We start from the raw sequence: 20,697 nt of genomic DNA on the forward strand, positions 1-20,697 counted from the left end.
AAATGTTGAAGGCCAAATGGATTTATTTGATGATGGTTTTATTATCTAAAATTAACATTTAGGAGGTAATGATAAAGATGGTTGTTTATGATTTGCTGATTGTTTTTAAAGACGGAAGTCAAAAGATTGTTTCCTGCGTAGAGAGGTCAGAAATGGAAGGTGATTTGTTTAAATTTAAGAAGAATGGGTATTGGGGATTCCTTCCAAAAGAAAATGTAAGGTATTTTGGAAGACGGTTCGATTGGGAAAACTGATATTATCAAGTAAAAAAATGAAACACGGAGGAATGAAAAAAGCTACTCTGATAATGGGATATCAGGGTAGCCAAAGAACTATTTTACACGAATAGTCTTGGTGGTTGTTCTGGTACTGTGACCGTTATTCACAGTAGTGCGAACCTGGATATTTCCAGAACTTGTAGTTCTGGCAGTAGAGTTAATACGAACCCTTATTGTTTTACTCATACGCGAACCTCCTTTCATAATATCATTCCTCCCTGTGGTATGACGAACGAACGTTCACCACAATATATAGTATAACAGAAGGGAGTAAATAAAGTCAATGATTAATTTAGGAAAAGTTTTGCAAAATGAACGAAGAAAACAGAAATTGTCACAGCAGAAACTTGCAGATATGGCCGGAGTAACCAAAAGAGCAATTGCTTATTGGGAGAACGGTACGAAGAGTATGAGTGTAGAAAGTGCGGATAAAATTTTCAGAGCACTACATATCACTATAAAAATAGGAGAACGATAGTTCATCAAAACTGATATTTTGGAAAGGAGCTTCATATGTGGTTCGCATATGGACTGATGTGGTTTAGTACTGCACTGGCTGCTTGCGCGGGTATGTATTTTACACATAGCGCATGGTGCTTGTGGGTGTTTATTTTTCCGGCTTGTGTGAAAATGGCGCAAGGGGAAAAAGGAGAAGATAGTCAAAAGAAATAATACACAATATGAGCCGGGGGATCCCCCTCGGTAAATAAAAACGAAAGCAGAGAACATATGTACGAATACAACAAGCGGTGGACACCCGCCAAGATGATCCCACCGCTCCTATAGTAACTACCTGAGTATATTATACCCTGCTCAGGTGGAAAAATCAATGAGGAGGATATGATATGGGTACACAGGCAGTTAAAGCGGAGATTATCAATAATGTTATGGTAGCAATGTCGTATTACATCCAGCAGCAAACCATCCTGTCAATGTTGGAGCAAGTGATGCAGCAGGAACTTGTCCGGGTAAACATGGAGGAGATTACCACGCTGCCGGCAGAGCGGCAGGATAGTATTGCGGAGCGGAATAAGTACCTTATCCAGCTCTTTATGATTAAAAAGAGGAACCTAAAACGCGGGACACTTGAGGGATACTTGGGAGCCATCAAGAGACTTATCACTGTGATTACCAATAAGTCACTCGACCAGATGGATGAAACGGATATGGAATGGTATCTATCACGATATGAGCAGCGTGAGGGTTTACACGGAAAATTAGAAGCCACTACATACAATAATGAGCGCCGGTTCTTGTCGGCCTTCTACACCTGGATGCGGAAGGCAAAATTCATTGCGGACAATCCTGTGGAAGGCACAGAGCCTAAAAAGGTAACCCTTAAGCCTATTGACTATTATTCACCAGAAGAGATCATCAAAATCAGGGATGCCTGCCGTAATGTACGGGAAAGGGCCATCATAGAGGTATTCCGCTCAACAGGTGCCAGGGTAGGGGAAATAGCAGAGATCACCATGGAGCAGGTCAACCTGGAAACAGGAGATGTGTGGATCCAGGGAGAGAAAGGTGGAAAGTACCGGACACTGTATCTGGATGATGATGCTAGACACTATTACCGGTTGTATTTGGATACTAGGGAGGATGACTGCCCATATATGTTCCCACGGTCCAGGAGACCATACGGGAAGATGACAACATGCGCGTTCCGTGGAATCATGAAGGATATTGGAGGAAGGGCAGGAATCACAAGCAGGGTCTACCCTCATAAAATGCGGAAGACCCTGGGAATGAACCTCAAAAACAAGGGTGTGGATATAGGGACGATCCAGGAGGTCCTGGGACATGCCAGCCCGGCAGTTACATCACAGTATTATGCACAGTCAACGCCACATACCCTTAGGAGTGTTAGGGAGCGCGTGGCTGTATAGGAGGGATCACTATTTGAAGATTACAAAAAATATGCTTAATAATTATCGGCACCTAAAACGAGAGATACCGATATTGGAGTTGGAATTGGAGAACATGAAAAAGGGGGACAATGGCTTTAATAACAGCACAGTGTTTGATTACAGGGATGGTTTTCCAAGACCACAAAGTGTTGTTGGTTTTGATTGGCCATTGTACGAGCACAGAAAGAAAGTGTTGGATGAAAAAAAGGCCAGGGTCGATGCGGTAAAGCGGTGGATAAATAGCATTGATGATGGGCAGACAAGATGTGTATTTAGAATGTTCTACATGGATGGAATGAGTTGGCTTCAGATAGCGGATAAACTTAAATGTACAGGGGACCATAGGGAAGACTATCCAAGAATCTGTATAAGGGACTACTATTTGAAAAAGATGGGTATAGCATAACGATTTTTCGTTCATTTCGCTCATTTCGGATTACAATATAATTAGGCCAAAAGGCAAGCGCCTGCGGCCTTTCCCCCTACAAAACAAAACGCGGCTGCTGGGCATTATATCCTGGTAGCTGCGTTTTGCTTATTTTGGTGTATCCATTTTTCATTTTCCCCGGCACCTGAAACTTAGGGTGCCGGGGACCTCCTCCATCATTGTTGGATAAAATTACCATATGCATATATAACTCAATAAATTATAATACCATAAGAAAAGGGGGATCATCATGAAACTGACAGAGCGAGAAACACAGATATACCAATACATCCTTGATTACACACAGGAACATATGTATGCACCCACAATCCGAGAAATAGGAAAGGCTGTGGGGCTAAAATCCACATCATCAGTGGCGACAAATCTGATGCACTTGGAAGCTAAAGGAATGATAGAGGTGGGACAGGATTCGCCCAGAGCAATACGGCTGGTTGGGTACAGCATTGTGCCAAACTCCATGATTGAGGAACTGAATAAACTTAGGGTAGTCACAAAGGGCATCTGAGCAATCAGGTGTCTTTTTATTATAAGGAGGGAGAACCATGGGAGATAAAGCAAATAAGCCACCAAAACCAATGATAGGAGTGAAGCCTGCTAATATGGCTGCGGATGACCGCAATATGGAACTTGCAAATGCAATATGGAATAAATCGTTGCAGATGGGAAAGACAAGTGATGATTATCGTATGATGATACTGTGGGCTACTGAGATAATGTCCCATTGCACCATGATGATGGCATTGGAAAAGATGGCGAAGGAAATGAAATAGCAAGATACCGTCATATGGATTTTACAAAACGAAACGATTGAGAGGTGGTGGTCGTGCCAAGAGGGCGGAGTCCCAACCGGGATAAAGCATTTGAGATATATAAGCAGCACGGAGGGAAAATCACAAACCGAGAAATCGCGGCCCGGCTGGATGAGGATGAGAAGGTGATTGCCGTCTGGAAGAACCGGGATAAATGGAATGTTGTACAACAAAAGAAAAAGGAACGTTGTACAACAAAATCCAGAGGCGGGCAGCCGGGAAACAAGAATGCCGTAGGGCATGGAGGAACCGGACCGCCGGGAAACAAGAATGCCGTCAAGCACGGTGCATACGAACAAATATATTACGAGGCTCTTCCAGAAGAGGAACAGTCTCTTTTTGATTCCATCCCAGATTCTGATGATCTGAATGGAGAAATACGGTTGCTGCGCTTAAAACTGTCCCGGCTGATCAGCCGGGGAGATATCACCACCTTTGATATGTTTGGCGGTGCGCACACGAGGGAAATTACGGAAGCCGAGCGTGAAAAAGGAATCCTAGAGATTACGGCGGAGCTGCGGAAACTGATTAAGACAAAGAAGCAGTTAGAACTTGCAGTGCTTAAGGCTGGTGGCGGAGAACCGGATGAAACCGATGACGATGGATTCATGGAAGCGCTGGCCGGAACCGCTGCGGAGGACTGGACCGATGAAGAGTAAGAGACAGATATTTCATTTCAAACCGTTCTCGCTCAAACAGCGCAAGGTACTTAACTGGTGGTGTGATACATCTCCGGTAAAAGACAAAGACGGGATTATCGCAGACGGTGCAATCAGATCCGGTAAAACAGTATGTATGTCACTGTCGTTCGTATTCTGGGCTATGACGAATTACTCCGATCAGAACTTTGCCATGTGCGGCAAGACGATCGGAAGCTTCCGGCGTAACGTATTGATGAGCCTTAAGTTGATGCTTAAAAGCCGTGGCTTTTCCGTGTCGGATCATCGGGCGGATAACCTGGTCGAGATCAGCCGGAATGGAGTTACCAATCATTTTTATATCTTCGGAGGCAAGGACGAGAGTTCGCAGGACTTGATTCAAGGAATTACCCTGGCGGGCGTGTTTTTTGATGAGGTTGCGCTGATGCCAGAAAGTTTCGTTAATCAGGCAACCGGCCGCTGTTCCGTAGATGGAAGTAAGTACTGGTTCAACTGCAACCCTGACGGACCATACCACTGGTTTAAGCTAAACTGGCTGGATAAGGCAAAAGAGAAGAACCTGCTTGTCCTGCACTTCACAATGGAGGATAACTTAAGTCTGTCAGAGCGTATTAAGTCCAGATACCGATCTATGTATACTGGTGTCTTTTTTAAACGTTATATACTGGGCTTATGGGCTATGGCTGAAGGCATCATCTACGATATGTTTTCCGAGGAGCGCCATGTAAAAGCTATTCTGGAGTTTGTGCAGGTGCTGATTGATGGCGGCCGTTATGTGAGCATTGATTATGGTACGCAGAACGCCACAGTGTTCCTGCTGTGGAATAAGGGAAGGGACGGAAAGTGGTATTGTATCAGGGAGTATTACTATTCTGGAAGGGATAAGGGTATACAGAAGACAGATGCCGAGTATGCAGGGGATTTAATAAAGTTTTTGGACGAAACATCCATTAAGGCGGTGATTGTGGACCCATCAGCAGCTTCATTCATTGCAGAACTTAATAAGCATGGATTTACAGTTATCCAGGCAGACAATGATGTAGAGGACGGGATCAGGCTGGTGGCAACATTGCTGAATACAGAAAAGATTATGTTTAACCAGTCATGTAAGAATACGATCATGGAGTTTTCTTCTTACATCTGGGATCCAAAAGCGGCAGAACGCGGTGAGGATAAGCCGATTAAACAGCATGATCATGCAATGGACGCAGTTAGATATTTCTGTTATACGATACTGAATAACAGAAATGCCCGAATTAAGAAAAAGTCCGCTTATGGGTTACATTAAGGAGGTGGTGAACATATATACATACACAATGCCGCGTGAGGGATGGGATGAACTGAATCCTGATAAACAAGCAATTCGCACCTTAATTATGAAACACCAGAAGGAAGTGCGGAGATTAAAGAAACTGAAACAATATTACGAAGGACAACACAAGATACTGGGGGAGAAGAGAAAGACAAAGCTGGTCTGCAACCATGCAAAGGATATATCAGACACAGCCAGTTCTTATTTTATCGGAAATCCCGTAAGTTACAAAAGCCAGCAGGACATCAAACCGCTGATGGACGCATTTGAGGTTGCCGGAGCTGATGAGGCGGATGGTGATAATGGACTTGACCTGTCTATATATGGGCGGTGCTATGAATATGTGTATCCAGAAGAAGGCGGTACTGACCTGACAATCAAGACGTTGGAGCCTGAAAACACATTTGTGGTCTATGATGACACCATTGAGCAGAAGGAACTATTTGCGGTCTATTATTATGCCAAGAAGGATGATAGTGATAAACATCAGACGGTCTATGTGGCAACAGTACTCACCAAACAATATAAGTATGTATTGAATATACAGAATATTGAAGGTACACAGGCGCTTATGGAGACACCATCCCCTCATTATTTCGGTGAAGTCCCAATAATTGAATACAGGAATAATAAGCTTGCGATAGGAGACTTTGAACTGCAGATACCACTGATAGATGCATACAATGCACTTATGAGCGATCGTATCACCGACAAGGAACAGTTTATAGATTCTATTCTTGCCCTGTATGGCGCGCTGCTTGGAGATGAAGATACGAAGGATGCTGATGGAAAAACAGCAGCGCAACGGCTTAAGGATGATAAACTTCTGGAACTTCCTAAGGATGCAAAAGCGGAATATCTGACTCGGACATTCGATGAGACGGGAGTGGAAATATTAAAAAAAGCTGTAGAGCAGGATATACATAAATTCTCACACATTCCATGTATGACAGATGAATCCTTTGGTGGGAATGTATCCGGGGTTGCAATGGAGTTTAAGCTGTTGGGGATGGAGAATATCACCAAGATTAAGACACGGTATTACAAAAAAGGGCTGCGTAAGCGGATGCGTCTGTTTTCAGGATGGTTGAGTAAGAGCCGAGCGATAAATATTGATATATCCGGCATCACCCCAACATTTACCCGTGCGCTTCCTAAAAACCTCCTGGAAATCAGTCAGATTACCTCTAATTTTTGGGGAAAGATAAGCAAAAGGACTTTGCTGTCTCAGGTACCGTTTGTAGATGATGTGGACGCGGAGGTTGCTGCGGTGGAAAAGGAAGCCAACGAGGCGTTAAAGCAGCAGCAGGCCATGTTTGGTCTTGGGAGTAATACCCCGCCAACTGGAGATGAGGATGAACCGGATGTACATAAGAAGCCGGGTGATGTAGATGAGTAGCCTGTCATACTGGGAGCGCCGGAAGGCCCAGAGGATGTTTGATTACATGAAGTCTGCGGAGGACACGGCGGACAATATCGCAAAGCTGTATCAAAAAGCATCAGGGTACATCAGCCATGAACTGGATAAGATATTTGAGCGGTACAAGCGCAAGCATCATCTGACAGATGCGGAGGCTTACCGCTTGCTTAATGAGATAAAGGACAAGACCTCCCTGGACGAGCTGAAACAGGCATTAAGGGCGCCTGGGAGGGGACAGACAGCAGCGGACATCCTCGCAGAACTGGAAAGCCCTGCATTTCAGGCACGGCTTGAACGGCTCCAACAATTGCAGAACCAGATCGATCTGACCATGCGGCAGGTCTACGGGCAGGAAAAGGCCAGGAGCACCAGCCATTATGTAGATCTTGCGAATGAAGCATATTACAGATCCATCTTTGATATCCAGCAACGGACTGGGCTGGGTTTTTCTTTTGCCGTGATAGATCACAAGGCAATAGACCGGGTGATTAACAGCAAATGGTCTGGTTCCAATTACTCAGACCGTATTTGGCATAATACCAGGGCGCTTGCGCAGGACCTAAAGCAGGAGTTGCTGATCAACATGGTGACAGGCCGGACTGACAGTGAGGTGGCCGATATCATATCCAACAAGTATGCCCAGGGGGCCAGCAATGCCCGGAGATTGGTGCGGACTGAATCCTGCAACTTGGCAAACCAGATGGAAATGCAGTCCTATGAGGAGTGCGGCATTGAGACATATATCTATGTGGCAACCCTAGATCTTAAGACATCAACCGTATGCCGGAAATTGGATGGTAAACGGTTTAAGGTGTCTGAGCAGCAGCCCGGCCTTAATTGTCCGCCTATGCATCCATGGTGTCGGTCCACAACCATCTGTGATATCTCGGATGATGAATTGTCTCAGATGCAGCGAAGGGCCAGGAATCCAGCCACTGGTAGGGCAGAGACAGTACCCGCTAACATGACATACGAACAATGGCATAATAAATATGTCAAGGGAAACAAAGAAGCTGAGGAAAAGGAGCTGAAAAGGAGGAAAAAGAAGTGAGATGAACGTAGGAAAAGCGTTTGAAGAAGTAAAAAATGGGAAGGGAATGAGACTTCCACACTGGACAAAAGACACAACTATACGAATGAAGTTTCCAGATGAATACAGCGATATGACAGAACCATATTTGTATGTGGACAGTCAAGTGTTGGGGAGATGGCCTTGGCGAGAGAGTATTGAGGAACTGCTCTCTACAAAATGGGAAATAGTAGAGTGACGATTATAGAGAATATACACGCGGGACTTTCCTGGGTGTTATTTTTATGCAACGGCTTGGGCGAATGAACAGGCTGGGGCGGAAAGGAGTAATTAATGAGAACAGAACTGAGCAGGGAACGAGTGCCAATGAACCTGCAGCTTTTTGCAGCAAGTGGAGACGGCGCTGGGGCCGGAGGCGGCAATGGTGACGGAGTGGGAACTGAAGGTGAGAATGGTGGAACATCAGGAGATGAAGGAGAGAAAGAAAATCCCCCATCATTTGATGATCTATTAAAGGATGGACACCAAGCTGAGTTTGATCGTAGAATGCAAAAGGGCATTGAGACAGCACTTGCAAAAGCACAAGAGAAATGGAAGGTTCTTACGGATGATAAACTATCCGAAGCTGAAAAGCTGGCAAAGATGACGAAAGAAGAGAAAGCCTTATACTTGCAACAGAAACATGAGAAAGCATTGGCAGCCCGTGAAGCGGACATAACCCGCCGGGAGCTGATGGCCGAGGCGAAGAATACGCTGGCTGAAAAGAAACTACCTGTAGGGCTTGCAGAAGTGTTGAATTACACGGATGCGGAATCATGTAATAAATCCATGGTTGCTGTAGAGAAAGCCTTCCAGGAGGCCGTACAGGCTGCTGTGGAAGAGAAGCTGAAGGGCGGTACGCCGCCGAAGAAAGCACCAACAGGTGGAGATGATGACCTTGCAAAACAGGTAGAAAACCTGATGATGGGAAGCATATAAGAAAGGATGATAGAAGACTATGGCAATTAACACATTAACAACAGCAACACTTTTTCAGAACACTTTGGATAAGGTAGCAATCCGGGAGGCCGTTACAGGATGGATGGATGCAAATGCCGGCCAGGTTATTTACAATGGGGGTGCTGAGGTAAAAATCCCTAAAATGTCTGTACAGGGACTGGGAGACTATGACAGGGACAATGGATACCAGCAGGGTGGAGTTACCTTGGAGTATGAAACCAGGAAGATGACCCAGGATAGGGGCCGCAAGTTCCAGATTGATCCTATCGACATTAACGAGAACAACTTTGTGACCACAGCAGCCGCAGTCATGGGAGAATTCCAGCGGACGTTTGTGGTTCCCGAGATTGATGCATACCGTATCAGTAAGATTGCAACAGAGACAATCACGGCAAAGAAGGCTGGCATGGTGTCCTATGGTTATACACCGGGAGCCACCGGGACATCGGCCCTTCGGAAAATCAAGGAAGGGATCAAGGCGATCCGGGAACTGTACAATGGCCCGCTTGTAATCCATGCCACACCTGATATGATTATGGAATTGGAAATGGAGCTGTCTGGGAAGATTACAAGTACCACGTTTTCAAAAGGGGGAATTGAGACTGCGGTTCCTTCTGTTGATGAGGTACCGATTATCTCCACCCCGTCCAATCGTATGTATACGGCAATTACTATCTACGATGGTAAGACCTCAGGGCAGGAAAAGGGTGGCTATGTGAAAGGAACCACAGCGAAGGATATCAACTTTTTTGTCTGCCCGCGCACAACACCCATTGCAGTCACTAAGCAGGATATCATGCGTATCTTTGACCCTACCATCAACCAGAAACTGAATGCATGGCAGATGGATTACCGGAGGTTTCACGACATCTGGGTGCTGGATAATAAACTGGACAGCATCTATCTGAGTATCAAGGATGCTGCCCCATCTGAGGGATAAGGAGGTAGATTATGAGGCTGATTAAGGATAATGTGGAGCGGGTTGCAGATGGTGAACAGGCGGACAAGCTGAAAGCCTTGGGGTTCCAGGAAATCGGAAGTACAGCCACGGAAACGGTAGGGTCGGAGGATAAATCTCCTGATAAAATGTCCGTTGCTGAATTAAAGTCCCTGGCAAAGAAAAAGGGGATAGAAGGGGCCGGATCCCTGACTAAGGCGGAATTGCTGGCGGTCCTTAAGGATGTGACCATGGATGACTGACATCGAAATACTGAAAAAACTGACAGGGGAGAGTGATGAGGTATTACTCTCTCTTTTGCTGGATGACGCCACGGCTTTCGTGCTGTCCTATACTGGACGGACAAGGATTGTGACAGGGCTGGAAAAGGCCGTGCGAGACTTGGCTGTGATAGCCCTTAATCGGATGGGAACAGAGGGTGAGTCCAGCCGGAGCGGTGGAGGGGAATCATACAGCTTTGATAACGCCCCAAAGCACATTTATGACACACTGGACAGGTACAGGTTGGCACGGATAGGAGGCAGGACGTATGAGGCTAAAACGGAGCAGGCTGGGGACGTATCATCACCGGGCAGCAATACCTAAAAAGGATAGTGAGGGTAGCTTATATACGGAGTATGGTCCAGCAACATCCATCCAAGCTGAAGAGTGGCCAGCAGGAGGGAAAGTACAGACTGAGATGTATGGGCAGCGATTGCCTAATATCCGTAACCTTAGAATCCAAGGAACCTATCAGGAAGTACCGGGATCCGGTAAAGTAAGCTATGCAATTGCTGATGGCCCGATCATTACGGCCAATGATGGGATATGCCTGTATGTCTCTGGAGAGGCGGAGCCGGATTATAGGGTAGTTGCTATATACCCTTACCGGTTCCTGACGCTGGAGGTGGAAAAGTTATGATTCAAGGTCAAAAAGAGTTGAAAAGAAAGTTTGCAGCATTGGAGCAGGTTTGTGATCAGCAAATGGAGCGGCTTGTGGGGCAGCAGTCCAAACGCATACAAGCAGAAGCCAAGCTGTTATGTCCCGTCCGACATGGAGAATTGAGAAATAGCATCAAGTCAATGACAGAGAGCATGGATGACAGGATAATTGGGACCATTTACACCAATAAAGCCTACGCTATGTATGTTGAGATGGGAACTGGCCCCAAAGGTGCCGCAAATCATTCAGGGATATCCCCTGTTGCCAATCCAGCCTACACAATGTCTCCCTGGTGGATACATGAAAGCCAGGTGGACAAAGAAGCAGCGGAAGAATATCACTGGTTTTATTTGGATACACCAGATGGACGGTTCTACCAGTGTACAGGCCAACCGGCGCAGCCATTTATGTATCCTGCCTTAAAGGATAATGAGGACAAGGTAGTGGAGAGGCTGGAGAATGCCCTGAAACGAGAATTAAGAAAGGCGTGTAAGTAATGATCAATGTTAAGGATGAGGTATATGCTGCGCTGCTTACGGTCACAGACAATGTGACGGATTGTTATCCTAAGGACTGGGAGAAGGACCTGGCGGTCCAGTACATGGAAGAGGATAACAAAGTGGTTGAATACACAGACATGAAGGAACAGAAAGCCTATGTACGATACCGTATTGATATATGGCATCGTAAGAGCACATCCGCTGCCACCGTGGCTGTGGATGCAGCTATTGCAAAATTAGGTCTGTTGCGCACTGGATGTCAGGATGTGGATGATCCAAGTGGAAGGAAACATAAGCAGATGCGTTATGAGATGGTGATTGACGTGGAAACCGGGCAGGTCTACCACAACATGTAAGAAAGGAGATAATAAATGTTAGCGAATGGAACAAAGCTAGGATATAAAAAATCTGGCGGGGCCACTTACACGGACCTTCCGGGGTTGAAGGAGATACCGGAGATGGGAATCGATCCGGAAAAGGTTGAGAATACCTGTTTGACGGATAAGAATAAGCAGTACGAAAATGGCATTGGTGATGCTGGAGATATCACATATAAATTCAAGTATGATAACTCAAAAGCAGATTGTCCATACCGTGTGATGCGGGTCGCACAGAATTCTGGCGAGGTGTTATCCTTCCAGGAAACGCTGGTTGATGGTACCACCACAGAGTTTGAGGGTCAGGTGTCCGTCAAGAGGACCGGCGGTGGAGTGAATGGCGTGATTGAGTTTAATCTGGCAATATCGTTACAGAGTGATCTTACAGTAACAGACCCGGAATAAGGAGGATAATGGAATATGGGACAGTTTGGATTAGATGAAGAGAATGAAGCCGAGAAAAAGGTTGAGACAGTCGAGGAACTTAAGAACAGAAGAAAGGCTTTTGCATACTGGACTGTGGGTGGAGAGGATTACAAACTTAAGCTTACCACTCAGCAGATTTGCAAGCTGGAAGAGAAATTCCGCTGTAATCTGGTGACATTGATTATGCAGAGCGGTGGGATTCCGCAATTAGGAATCATGCTGACGGTTATCCAAGCAGCCATGACGCCCTGGAAACACGGCGTTAAATATAAAGATGTACAGGCTCTGTATGATCAGTATGCAGAAGAGGGCGGAACCCAGATGGACCTTATGGTTGATGTGATCATGGAAATTATGCTGGTAAGCGGTTTTTTTACGGAGAACCAGAGGGAGAGTGTAATGGACAAGAGGGAGGATCTCAAGGACGAGATGTAACCATATCCGATCTCATTTATGATCTTTATCCTTTAGCACTAGACTGCGGGATAAGACCGGGGGAGTTCTGGGAGTATTCGCTTGGAGAGATCCGGGACTTGATGGAGTCATACACCCAGAAAGAACAGCGGCGAGTGAAGGAGGAAATATCCTCACGCTTCCAGCTTGCGGATCTCTTGGGAATACATATGCAGAAGCTGTTTGATGATAAAAATGAAATAGTCCTGCCGCATGTGTGGGATGCATACCCGGAATTGTTTGCAGATGAGAAAAAAGCGTTTGAAGAGCGGCAGAAGGCGGAGGAGTTGGAACAGGCCAGGGAATCACGCAGGGAGTATGCCGCAAGATACAATGAGATGCGCAGGCGGCGGGGGTTAAGCTGAAAATATAGCGCAGGAAGGTGGTGAGGATAACGGACGGAAGCGGAATAACACTCGAAAAGCTTAAAGTTATCATAGAAGCTTACACGAAGCCATATCAGGAGCAGATGGAAAAAGTGCAGGCCAAGACGGCACAGGTTACTGACCGGATTTCACGGCAGACAGCCAAGATAGCAAACTCATGGAAAAAGGTAGGCGCAATAGTGGCATCGGTACTGAGTATCGGTGCCATTGTTGCGTTTGGAAAGTCGTGCATTGACCTTGGTTCGGACCTTGCGGAAGTCCAAAATGTGGTGGATGTCACCTTTGGATCCATGTCCGGCAAGGTAAATGAGTTTGCACAAGATGCAGCAAAATCATTCGGCTTGTCGGAAACAATGGCCAAGAAATACATGGGTACATATGGAGCTATGGCGAAATCCTTTGGGATTACTGGAAATGCCGGATATGACATGTCAGCGGCCATTACGGGTCTTACAGGTGACGTAGCATCATTTTACAACTTATCACAGGATGTTGCCTATTTAAAACTCAAGAGCATTTTCACGGGTGAAACAGAATCACTCAAGGATCTCGGCGTTGTTATGACCCAGACAGCCCTGGATCAGTATGCCCTAAACAATGGATTTGGAAAGACCACAGCGAAGATGACCGAACAGGAAAAGGTCATGCTGCGTTATCAGTTCGTAATGTCGCAGCTGTCGGATGCGCAGGGAGACTTTGCCCGGACGTCAACCGGATGGGCGAATCAGGTAAGGATTTTGCAACTCCAGTTTGAGAGTCTAAAGGCTACCATTGGCCAGGGATTAATTAATGCATTTACGCCGGTTATTACAGTGATCAATACCATTCTGGAGAAGCTTCAAACACTGGCAGCGTACTTTAAGGCGTTTACTGTAGCAATCTTTGGAGATGCCTCTGGTGGTAGCAATAACGTAGCTGATTCTATGGATTCAGCCGCAGGATCATCTGGGAATATAGCAGACAATATGGGCAGTGCTGCAGGATCTGCGAAGGAACTGAACCGGCAGCTTGCCAAATTTGATGAATTGAATAACCTAAGTTCAAGTCGTAATTCAAGTGGAGGCTCAGGGGGCAGTGGCGGCGGTATCCTGGGAGATCTCGACCTTGGTATGGAAAATGTACAGGCCCAGGCAGATCTGATATCTAGTAAGATCATTGATGCTTTTAAGGTAGGAGATTACTATTCCGTTGGGGCATATATCGGAGCCGCAATAACCGATGCTTTGCGCAAAATAAACTGGAATGATGCCTATCAATCCGCAAGGGGCTTCGGACGTGGATTTGCGCAGTTCCTCAATGGACTTATATCCCCAGACTTATTCTGGGAGGTGGGACATTCCATAGGTGGGGCACTCAACACAGCTTTGTATGCGGCCCTGGAATTTGGAAAGGAGTTTGACTGGACCAATTTCGGACTTTCCATTGCAACAGGCATTAATGGGTTTTTCTCAACATTTGATTTTTCAGCCTTTGGAAGTGCAGCATCAGTGTTCGTGATAGGATGGATAGATACTATTGCGACAGCCCTGGAAAATACAGACTGGTTTTTGATAGGACAGAAAATAGGTGAGTTCTTTGCGGCGTTAGACTGGGATACCATTCTTGCTAAATCGGGCAAAGTAATCATAGATGCTATCAGTGCAGGTATTAAATTATATGCTGGATTTACAGATGCGGCGCCAATCGAATCAGCCATACTCTTGGCCATAGCAGGTTTTAAATTTGCTGGTGTGGCAGGAATCATTGCTAAAGGACTTCTCGCATCCATTGCATCGACAGGAATTACGTTGAGCGGAATCAAGGTGGCACTTACAGGACTTACATTAGGGTTTGTTGGAGGACCAGCATTTGATGTTATTGGAAACGCGATAATTGACGGTGTGGATGAATTTATCAGAGAAAACTTTGGAGAGAGTGTCCTTAATGCAATGGGAGAAGGGCTTTTAATTGCTGTCAGTACAGGTATTGGTGCCATGTTTGGTGGGCCTATAGGTGCTTTGATTGGAGGTATAATAGGCCTTATATTAGATGGCATACGAGGCGGTGAGTGGGCAACAAAATTCTGGAAAGGATTTGGTGATACACTTTTTAACTGGAGTTTTTCCAAATCATTACTTGGAACCGCCAAAGAGTTTTTTGACAAGGCATTTTCATCTGATAATTTTATTGATTTTGGTGTCAACATCGTTGCCGGAATAGCATCGGGCCTGACGGCTGGTGTATCATTTTTGATAGAACCCATTGCGGATTTACTAACATGGATTGTGGATAAAATATGTGATATATTTGGCATCCATTCTCCAGCAAAGAAGATGGAACCTTATGGGAAATATATCCTGGAGGGTATTATAGAAGGTTTCAGGGCTACTTTTGGGGAATGGACAACATCTTTAAATGAATGGTATAACCAGCATATTGCACCATGGTTTACAATACAGAAGTGGAGTAATTTATACAATACAATCAAAACCAGCCTAAAAACCAAATGGGATGAAACCGTATTACAGTGGAAAACGGATATACAGAGTTGGTGGGATAAACATGTTGCCAAATGGTTCACGAAGGAGAAATGGACCTCTGGCCTGACCGGAATAAAGGAAGGGTTTAAGGCGGCATTTGATGCAGCGGTAGATGCAGCAAAACAGATATGGAATGATTTTGCCAAATGGCTGAATGAAAAGCTTACATTTACGATTGACCCAATTACAGTCATGGGAAAGACGGTATATGAAGGCGGAGAAATCAGCCTTGGAAAGATACCTACATTTGCGAGTGGAGGGTTCCCGGATAAAGGACAGCTTTTCCTCGCCAGTGAAGCAGGGCCGGAATTGGTTGGCCGGATGGGTGGCAGAACTGCCGTGGCTAATAAGGACCAGATTACTGATGGTATAGCAACAGCAGTATATGCAGCCAATACAGAACAGAACCAGCTTTTACGGGAACAGAATGAGCTTTTACGGATGATTCTTGCAAAACCGGGAGTAAATAAGGATGATGTAGTTGACCTATGGATGGCTGGAGCATATGATTATAAAAAGCAGACGGGTAGACAATTAGGGCTGACATAATGATTTACATCACCTTTGTTCTTTGATATAATGTCAAGTGCAAGGGGGATGTAAAATATGTATGAATTATTCATGAATTTAACAGTAGTTTCTTGTGGTATGTTTGCAGTAATCGGAATAGTTTACTGGTGGTATTGGATACACAACTGGTATTTTATAAAAAAACTGTTTTTAATACCTATAATATTGTTTTTGATAGGTGCTATAGGTGGCATATCTCATAGTGATTCAGCCTCCAGTGATAACATTAATACTGATGTTGTGCAGAGTGAGGAGACTACATCGGAAACCATTTTGGAATCAACTATTGAAGAACCGGTTGAAATTGCTGAAACTCCAGATGAATTTAAAGCATCCTGCCAAGAGATAGGATATAAAAAGATAATGCGAAATCCAGAGGACTATATAGGCCAGCGAATTGTAATTACAGCCAAAGTTCAGCAAATCATGCAGGGCGGATTATTTGATGATAGCCAATATTATAGGGTGCTTACAGACAATGACGGATATGAGATTTACGCTGACGATGAATATTTTATGTATGACAGCCGAATCGGTGATGACATGAAAATTCTGAAAGATGATGTGCTAAAAATCTATGCTATATTTACGGGTATGGAAGAAGTAAAAAGAGCCTTGACAGGAACAAAGGAGGAAGTTCCTGCTATTAAAGCGTATTATGTGGAACTGATAAGCGAATAAATAGTAAAAGCACCTGGGGAACTGGGTGCTTTTGTTATGCCAAGAAAGAGGTGGTGCATATGGCAGCGTCTGACTATAAAGGTTGGCTACTTGAAATTGAAGGAACGAAACTTCCAATGAAATATATAGCGCATAGCTCATATGGGGCAAGCCCAGACCAGAAACAGGATGAGGATAGCTACCAGGATGGATATGGAGTGCTGCACCGGAATGTATTGCCACATACCAGAACAAAGATTGAATGGAATACACCTAATATGGTGCATTTGACAGATTTGGATGAGCTGATGTCGTTTTTTCCAGATAAAGATAAAATGCAGGTAAGATATTGGAATGACAAAAGATTAGGATATTATACAGGGGAGTTTTACTATCCAACAATACAATTCAACTATTATGACTCCTCCGATAATGATATACGGTATAATTCCATCAGATTGGCGTTAATTGAGTATTAAGGAGGTGGTAAGGTGCTGGATGTACCGGAGATTATAAAGCAGCGGTGCCGGTCAGACAATAACAGGGCAGAGACAGTGAAACATCTGGAACTGTCCTTTTTTGATGGTGGAGTAGATACACTGTATCCATCTAATGACCTGTATCCAGCCGATGATCTGTATCCTGCTGATGCTGGAGCGGCATGGCTAACTATTGGATTGGACCGGATATGTGCGGAGACTTTAAACCTTACCGAAAACTTATCGTCTGGAAATAACATCGTCTGGGGCAGCTGTGAGGCAGCCAAGTTTGTGATCACTGTTGCCGATGTTGAGGATGAGATTGAGGGACGAGAGTTTGCTGCCACACTGAATATAGGTGATTATAAGATGGCCTATGGAATCTATGTGGTGGACAGTGTGATCCGGCAAGCAGACCGTAGGAAACGGAAAATCACGGCCTATGACAGGATGGTCAAGTTTGATGTGGATGTGTCAGATTGGTATCATGCCATGTATCCTACGGACGATGCCACCCATACAGTCAAGGACTTGAGGGATAGCCTGTGTGATGAGATAGGGGTTCCTCAGGAGCAGATGGCGCTTATCAATGACGGGTTGGTGGTTGGTAAGACTATCAGCCCTGAATCATTATGTGGCCGGGATGTGCTTAAAGCCATCTGTGAGATTAATGGCGTGTTTGGGCATTTTGACCGTACGGGGACATTAGTATATGTAAGCCTACAGGATACCGGCTTGTATCCATCTGATACCCTGTACCCTGGTGATGACTTGTATCCACAGTCTGGATGGGCCGCTGCGGAGGAACTGGAATATTATAAATCAATTACCTATGAGGACTATCTGATTGACGGGATAGACCGGGTGCAGGTACGTCAGGAAGAAGGAGACATAGGTGCCGTGGTTGGCTCCGGTGGAAATACCTATATAGTGGAGGGTAATTTCCTTGTCTATGGTTTGGGCAGCGCGGATCTAACAAAACTGGCATGGTCCATCTATGACACCATTGCCGGAAAGACATACCGGCCAGCTAAGATAGCATCCTACGCTATGCCGTGGATCGAGGTAGGGGATGGTCTGAGGGCTATCACCACAGACATGGAGATAGCTACATTTGTGCTTACCAGGACCATGAGCGGCATACAAGCAATGATGGATACCGTGGAGGCCAAGGGGACCAAAACACAAGCGCAGAGTTTTGGCATTCAGAATGAGATCATACAGCTTAAGGGTAAGACGGCCGTCATAGTACGGAGTGTGGATGAGGTATCTGCCACGGTGACGGACCTGGAAAAGCAGACCACAGCCCAGCTTAAAGTGGTATCCGACAAGATAACCGCAGAAGTAAAGCGGGCAACAGATCAGGAAGTGGAACTGGCTGGCAGCATAAGCGTCCTGGCCGGACAAATTGAAGCCAAGGTAAGCCGTGGGGATCTGATAGCATCCATTAATCTGGAAGTTAATAAGGCAGGATCCTGCATTACTATGGAGGCTGGGCATTTTGTCTTTAAGGGCAGCAACTTTTATGTGAACGCGGATGGCTCTGGTGGTGCGGCCAATGGCAATTTGACTTGGGATGCATCTGGAGGATTGGTAGCCAAAAATATTAAGCTGATAATGGCAGATATATCCGGGACAACAAACTCCAGCTCCATTGGCGTCAGTACAATGTCCGCCCAAAATGCCAATATTGACCGCCTGACAGTTAATGGATCGTCTGAGATGCGGGATATAGTGTCTGGTGACATATATGCAGATGATATCCAGTGTACCCAGATATATAGTAGCAGGGCCGGGGAGTGGTGGAGTGATCGCCGAATGAAAAGCGATATTAATCCTATTTCCCCAGAGGCAGCTCTTGCTGTCACAATGGCGTTAAAGCCAATGACATTTTACATGGTGGGAGCTGATGAGAAAGACATGGGTTTCGTGGCACAGGATGTAGCGGAAATAGAATCAGACTTGCCACTGTATACCATGCTGGACGGATTTTATGCCCTGCCATACACAAGCTATGTTGCCTTGCTGTCCGGGGCTATCCAAGCACAGCAAGAACAGATCAGTAAATTGAAGGAGGTATTACATGCCAAGTAATGAAGGAATGATTGTACACAGTCAGAAGGATATACAGTCAGTGATGAGTTTTTTAAACAGCCTTAGCCTTACCGGGATCGAGGCAGCAAGGAAACTGGCTACGGCAGCCACTATACTGGAATCAGGAAAGCCACTGGAAGAATATCTGAAACCGAAGAAAGGAAGTGATCAGGATGGGATTACTGAGCAGGATGAGCAGAGCAGCAACGGCACTGTCTAAGTACTATTATCCATTTACTTGGAGGAATAAGCCAAGCATAGAGTCTCCTATTAACGAAGTGCACCTGAATCATATAGAGGACGGTATCAATGAGATGGATAACCGTATCCTTATATTAGCACAGGATAAGGCAGATGCATCGGATATGGCTAATGTTTTTGTGGACTTCGAGATGGATGATACCACAGGCGTAATGACATTTACGCGGTTCAACGGGTCAAAGGTGGAACATGATTCTGCCGCAGAGAAGATCGCACTTAACTGCTATCTGGAGGATGACAACTTTGTGCTTGAGTTGGCTGATGGGACAAAACAGAAGGTATCTCTATCAAAATTTATTGATACCTATACATTTTCAAGTTCGGATACGATTAAAATGACAGTTAATGGCAAGAACATCTCGGCAGATATACCTGACGGGAAAATTACTCTTGCAAAGCTGGAGCCTACAGTGCTGTCTACCATCAGGCAATATACCCTGGATGCACAGACCGCAAAAGGGATATCGGAACAGGCTGCAGGTACAGCGCAGGGATGGGCTATTGGAGGAACTGGGTTTGAGGATAACAATGCAAAGCATTATGCCAGCAGGTCACAGCGATATGCAGTAGGTGGAATGGAAGATGGGGACGCTGAGGATAACGCCAAATATTATTTCCAACAGGCACAGGCAGCCGCAGAACAGGCGACAGAAGTAGTAGGATTTGACGGTACGGCAGCTACCGTATCAGCCATAGACACCCACGGTGCTGCTGTCAGGAGTGCATCAGGAATAGGCCGGGTAACCATGGATGATGCAGGGGATGATCCGCTGCTAAATCTAAATATAGCAGGTAAGAGTGAGCAGGTGGCAACGACTGGGGCGCAGTTGCTGACAGACGGTAATCTGTATCCTGGATTCCTAACGAATATTGATGGGACCAGAACCAATGACAATAATTACCGGACAGTCTGGCTCAGTCTGCCGGCCGGCACATATACATTATCAGTTCCTGGTGGAGTAATGATCGTAAAAACAGTCATTGACGGGATACTAAACAATAGCAGTACCAGTATTGCGGACGGCGCGGGATATACCTGTACATTGACACAGGAGGGATTCCTGGGAATATCGTTCCGTAAGCAGGATTCCTCGGATTACATCACGGAACCGCAGGTTATGCTAAACGAAGGAGCAACAGCAAAGCCTTGGGAACCCTATACCGGCGGCAAGCCCTCCCCCAGCCCAGATTATCCCCAGCCGATTATCAGTACAGGGACGGTGAGTACGG

Annotated in this window: 27 protein-coding genes; all 27 read left to right on the top strand. The window is 45.5% G+C overall.

Going from position 1 to position 20,697, the window contains the following annotated elements; genetic code table 11:
* The first annotated feature begins 68 nt into the window (after positions 1-68).
* Positions 69-254, top strand: a complete 186-nt coding sequence (locus tag CLFS41_RS30180; protein ID WP_045093872.1) for a hypothetical protein — start codon at positions 69-71, stop codon at positions 252-254.
* A gap of 307 nt (positions 255-561) precedes the next feature.
* The gene (locus tag CLFS41_RS25260; protein ID WP_242856915.1) at positions 562-756 is read left to right on the top strand and encodes a helix-turn-helix transcriptional regulator; all 195 of its coding nucleotides are present in this window, start codon (positions 562-564) and stop codon (positions 754-756) included.
* A 367-nt stretch (positions 757-1,123) separates the two neighbouring features.
* A complete protein-coding gene (locus CLFS41_RS25265) occupies positions 1,124-2,164 on the top strand; it encodes a tyrosine-type recombinase/integrase (protein WP_045093873.1) in 1,041 nt (346 codons plus the stop codon).
* A gap of 13 nt (positions 2,165-2,177) precedes the next feature.
* Positions 2,178-2,591 carry a DUF1492 domain-containing protein gene (locus CLFS41_RS25270; protein ID WP_242856916.1) on the top strand — a complete coding sequence of 138 codons (414 nt, stop codon included), beginning with the start codon at positions 2,178-2,180 and terminating at the stop codon, positions 2,589-2,591.
* Positions 2,592-2,862: 271 nt separating this feature from the next.
* Positions 2,863-3,138: a hypothetical protein gene (locus CLFS41_RS25275; RefSeq protein WP_045093874.1), complete on the top strand. Its 276-nt coding sequence runs from the start codon at positions 2,863-2,865 to the stop codon at positions 3,136-3,138.
* Positions 3,139-3,175: 37 nt separating this feature from the next.
* The gene (locus tag CLFS41_RS25280; protein ID WP_045093875.1) at positions 3,176-3,403 is read left to right on the top strand and encodes a hypothetical protein; all 228 of its coding nucleotides are present in this window, start codon (positions 3,176-3,178) and stop codon (positions 3,401-3,403) included.
* Between the two features lie 53 nt (positions 3,404-3,456).
* Entirely contained in the window at positions 3,457-4,101 is a 645-nt protein-coding gene (gene terS, locus CLFS41_RS25285) for a phage terminase small subunit (RefSeq protein WP_045093876.1), read from the top strand.
* On the top strand, positions 4,091-5,389 hold the full coding sequence (locus CLFS41_RS25290) for a PBSX family phage terminase large subunit (RefSeq protein WP_045093877.1): 1,299 nt from the start codon (positions 4,091-4,093) through the stop codon (positions 5,387-5,389). Before terS ends, CLFS41_RS25290 begins: the two co-directional genes overlap by 11 nt.
* A 7-nt stretch (positions 5,390-5,396) precedes the next feature.
* A complete protein-coding gene (locus CLFS41_RS25295) occupies positions 5,397-6,812 on the top strand; it encodes a phage portal protein (protein WP_052665866.1) in 1,416 nt (471 codons plus the stop codon).
* The gene (locus CLFS41_RS25300; RefSeq protein ID WP_200895115.1) at positions 6,805-7,884 is read left to right on the top strand and encodes a minor capsid protein; all 1,080 of its coding nucleotides are present in this window, start codon (positions 6,805-6,807) and stop codon (positions 7,882-7,884) included. Before CLFS41_RS25295 ends, CLFS41_RS25300 begins: the two co-directional genes overlap by 8 nt.
* A gap of 1 nt (position 7,885) precedes the next feature.
* Entirely contained in the window at positions 7,886-8,101 is a 216-nt protein-coding gene (locus tag CLFS41_RS25305; protein ID WP_045093879.1) for a hypothetical protein, read from the top strand.
* A 95-nt stretch (positions 8,102-8,196) separates the two neighbouring features.
* A complete protein-coding gene (locus CLFS41_RS25310; protein ID WP_045093880.1) occupies positions 8,197-8,841 on the top strand; it encodes a DUF4355 domain-containing protein in 645 nt (214 codons plus the stop codon).
* Positions 8,842-8,860: 19 nt separating this feature from the next.
* Positions 8,861-9,802, top strand: a complete 942-nt coding sequence (locus tag CLFS41_RS25315; protein ID WP_045093881.1) for a hypothetical protein — start codon at positions 8,861-8,863, stop codon at positions 9,800-9,802.
* A gap of 11 nt (positions 9,803-9,813) precedes the next feature.
* The gene (locus tag CLFS41_RS25320) at positions 9,814-10,062 is read left to right on the top strand and encodes a Rho termination factor N-terminal domain-containing protein (protein WP_007861190.1); all 249 of its coding nucleotides are present in this window, start codon (positions 9,814-9,816) and stop codon (positions 10,060-10,062) included.
* The gene (locus tag CLFS41_RS25325; RefSeq protein ID WP_045093882.1) at positions 10,055-10,405 is read left to right on the top strand and encodes a phage head-tail connector protein; all 351 of its coding nucleotides are present in this window, start codon (positions 10,055-10,057) and stop codon (positions 10,403-10,405) included. The genes CLFS41_RS25320 and CLFS41_RS25325 overlap by 8 nt, the downstream gene beginning before the upstream one ends.
* Positions 10,350-10,721 (top strand): hypothetical protein, encoded by a 372-nt coding sequence (locus CLFS41_RS25330; protein WP_045093883.1) that lies wholly within the window; start codon positions 10,350-10,352, stop codon positions 10,719-10,721. The genes CLFS41_RS25325 and CLFS41_RS25330 overlap by 56 nt, the downstream gene beginning before the upstream one ends.
* On the top strand, positions 10,718-11,239 hold the full coding sequence (locus CLFS41_RS25335) for an HK97-gp10 family putative phage morphogenesis protein (protein ID WP_045093884.1): 522 nt from the start codon (positions 10,718-10,720) through the stop codon (positions 11,237-11,239). Before CLFS41_RS25330 ends, CLFS41_RS25335 begins: the two co-directional genes overlap by 4 nt.
* Positions 11,239-11,598: a hypothetical protein gene (locus tag CLFS41_RS25340; RefSeq protein ID WP_045093885.1), complete on the top strand. Its 360-nt coding sequence runs from the start codon at positions 11,239-11,241 to the stop codon at positions 11,596-11,598. The genes CLFS41_RS25335 and CLFS41_RS25340 overlap by 1 nt, the downstream gene beginning before the upstream one ends.
* A gap of 15 nt (positions 11,599-11,613) precedes the next feature.
* Positions 11,614-12,024 carry a phage tail tube protein gene (locus CLFS41_RS25345; protein WP_045093886.1) on the top strand — a complete coding sequence of 137 codons (411 nt, stop codon included), beginning with the start codon at positions 11,614-11,616 and terminating at the stop codon, positions 12,022-12,024.
* Between the two features lie 15 nt (positions 12,025-12,039).
* Positions 12,040-12,480 (top strand): DUF6096 family protein, encoded by a 441-nt coding sequence (locus CLFS41_RS25350; protein WP_045093887.1) that lies wholly within the window; start codon positions 12,040-12,042, stop codon positions 12,478-12,480.
* Positions 12,481-12,578: 98 nt separating this feature from the next.
* Positions 12,579-12,863 (top strand): hypothetical protein, encoded by a 285-nt coding sequence (locus tag CLFS41_RS25355; RefSeq protein WP_347468961.1) that lies wholly within the window; start codon positions 12,579-12,581, stop codon positions 12,861-12,863.
* 20 nt (positions 12,864-12,883) lie between these two features.
* Positions 12,884-15,952 (top strand): hypothetical protein, encoded by a 3,069-nt coding sequence (locus tag CLFS41_RS25360; RefSeq protein ID WP_045093889.1) that lies wholly within the window; start codon positions 12,884-12,886, stop codon positions 15,950-15,952.
* Between the two features lie 57 nt (positions 15,953-16,009).
* Positions 16,010-16,654 carry a hypothetical protein gene (locus CLFS41_RS25365; protein WP_045093890.1) on the top strand — a complete coding sequence of 215 codons (645 nt, stop codon included), beginning with the start codon at positions 16,010-16,012 and terminating at the stop codon, positions 16,652-16,654.
* Between the two features lie 59 nt (positions 16,655-16,713).
* A complete protein-coding gene (locus CLFS41_RS25370) occupies positions 16,714-17,112 on the top strand; it encodes a DUF6711 family protein (protein WP_045093891.1) in 399 nt (132 codons plus the stop codon).
* A gap of 12 nt (positions 17,113-17,124) precedes the next feature.
* The gene (locus tag CLFS41_RS25375; protein WP_045093892.1) at positions 17,125-19,206 is read left to right on the top strand and encodes a tail fiber domain-containing protein; all 2,082 of its coding nucleotides are present in this window, start codon (positions 17,125-17,127) and stop codon (positions 19,204-19,206) included.
* Positions 19,196-19,426 (top strand): hypothetical protein, encoded by a 231-nt coding sequence (locus CLFS41_RS25380; protein WP_045093893.1) that lies wholly within the window; start codon positions 19,196-19,198, stop codon positions 19,424-19,426. Before CLFS41_RS25375 ends, CLFS41_RS25380 begins: the two co-directional genes overlap by 11 nt.
* Positions 19,380-20,697, top strand: a 1,318-nt coding sequence (locus CLFS41_RS25385; RefSeq protein ID WP_152649080.1) for a hypothetical protein, incomplete at its 3' end; no start/stop codon positions are given. The genes CLFS41_RS25380 and CLFS41_RS25385, both read left to right, overlap by 47 nt.

The sequence above is a fragment of the Clostridium sp. FS41 genome (genome assembly GCF_000954015.1).
Lineage (GTDB): Bacteria > Bacillota > Clostridia > Lachnospirales > Lachnospiraceae > Enterocloster > Enterocloster citroniae.

Excerpts from the sequence above, each read along its gene's own strand:
- CLFS41_RS25260 (WP_242856915.1), top strand. The coding sequence starts at position 562 with ATGATTAATTTAGGAAAAGTTTTGCAAAATGAACGAAGAAAACAGAAA.
- CLFS41_RS25340 (WP_045093885.1), top strand. The coding sequence starts at position 11,239 with ATGATCAATGTTAAGGATGAGGTATATGCTGCGCTGCTTACGGTCACA.
- CLFS41_RS25365 (WP_045093890.1), top strand. The coding sequence starts at position 16,010 with ATGTATGAATTATTCATGAATTTAACAGTAGTTTCTTGTGGTATGTTT.
- CLFS41_RS25380 (WP_045093893.1), top strand. The coding sequence starts at position 19,196 with ATGCCAAGTAATGAAGGAATGATTGTACACAGTCAGAAGGATATACAG.
- CLFS41_RS30180 (WP_045093872.1), top strand. The coding sequence starts at position 69 with ATGATAAAGATGGTTGTTTATGATTTGCTGATTGTTTTTAAAGACGGA.
- CLFS41_RS25280 (WP_045093875.1), top strand. The coding sequence starts at position 3,176 with ATGGGAGATAAAGCAAATAAGCCACCAAAACCAATGATAGGAGTGAAG.
- CLFS41_RS25320 (WP_007861190.1), top strand. The coding sequence starts at position 9,814 with ATGAGGCTGATTAAGGATAATGTGGAGCGGGTTGCAGATGGTGAACAG.
- CLFS41_RS25345 (WP_045093886.1), top strand. The coding sequence starts at position 11,614 with ATGTTAGCGAATGGAACAAAGCTAGGATATAAAAAATCTGGCGGGGCC.
- CLFS41_RS25300 (WP_200895115.1), top strand. The coding sequence starts at position 6,805 with ATGAGTAGCCTGTCATACTGGGAGCGCCGGAAGGCCCAGAGGATGTTT.
- CLFS41_RS25325 (WP_045093882.1), top strand. The coding sequence starts at position 10,055 with ATGACTGACATCGAAATACTGAAAAAACTGACAGGGGAGAGTGATGAG.
- CLFS41_RS25290 (WP_045093877.1), top strand. The coding sequence starts at position 4,091 with ATGAAGAGTAAGAGACAGATATTTCATTTCAAACCGTTCTCGCTCAAA.
- CLFS41_RS25370 (WP_045093891.1), top strand. The coding sequence starts at position 16,714 with ATGGCAGCGTCTGACTATAAAGGTTGGCTACTTGAAATTGAAGGAACG.
- CLFS41_RS25315 (WP_045093881.1), top strand. The coding sequence starts at position 8,861 with ATGGCAATTAACACATTAACAACAGCAACACTTTTTCAGAACACTTTG.
- CLFS41_RS25335 (WP_045093884.1), top strand. The coding sequence starts at position 10,718 with ATGATTCAAGGTCAAAAAGAGTTGAAAAGAAAGTTTGCAGCATTGGAG.
- CLFS41_RS25330 (WP_045093883.1), top strand. The coding sequence starts at position 10,350 with ATGAGGCTAAAACGGAGCAGGCTGGGGACGTATCATCACCGGGCAGCA.
- CLFS41_RS25275 (WP_045093874.1), top strand. The coding sequence starts at position 2,863 with ATGAAACTGACAGAGCGAGAAACACAGATATACCAATACATCCTTGAT.
- CLFS41_RS25265 (WP_045093873.1), top strand. The coding sequence starts at position 1,124 with ATGGGTACACAGGCAGTTAAAGCGGAGATTATCAATAATGTTATGGTA.
- CLFS41_RS25310 (WP_045093880.1), top strand. The coding sequence starts at position 8,197 with ATGAGAACAGAACTGAGCAGGGAACGAGTGCCAATGAACCTGCAGCTT.
- CLFS41_RS25305 (WP_045093879.1), top strand. The coding sequence starts at position 7,886 with ATGAACGTAGGAAAAGCGTTTGAAGAAGTAAAAAATGGGAAGGGAATG.
- CLFS41_RS25350 (WP_045093887.1), top strand. The coding sequence starts at position 12,040 with ATGGGACAGTTTGGATTAGATGAAGAGAATGAAGCCGAGAAAAAGGTT.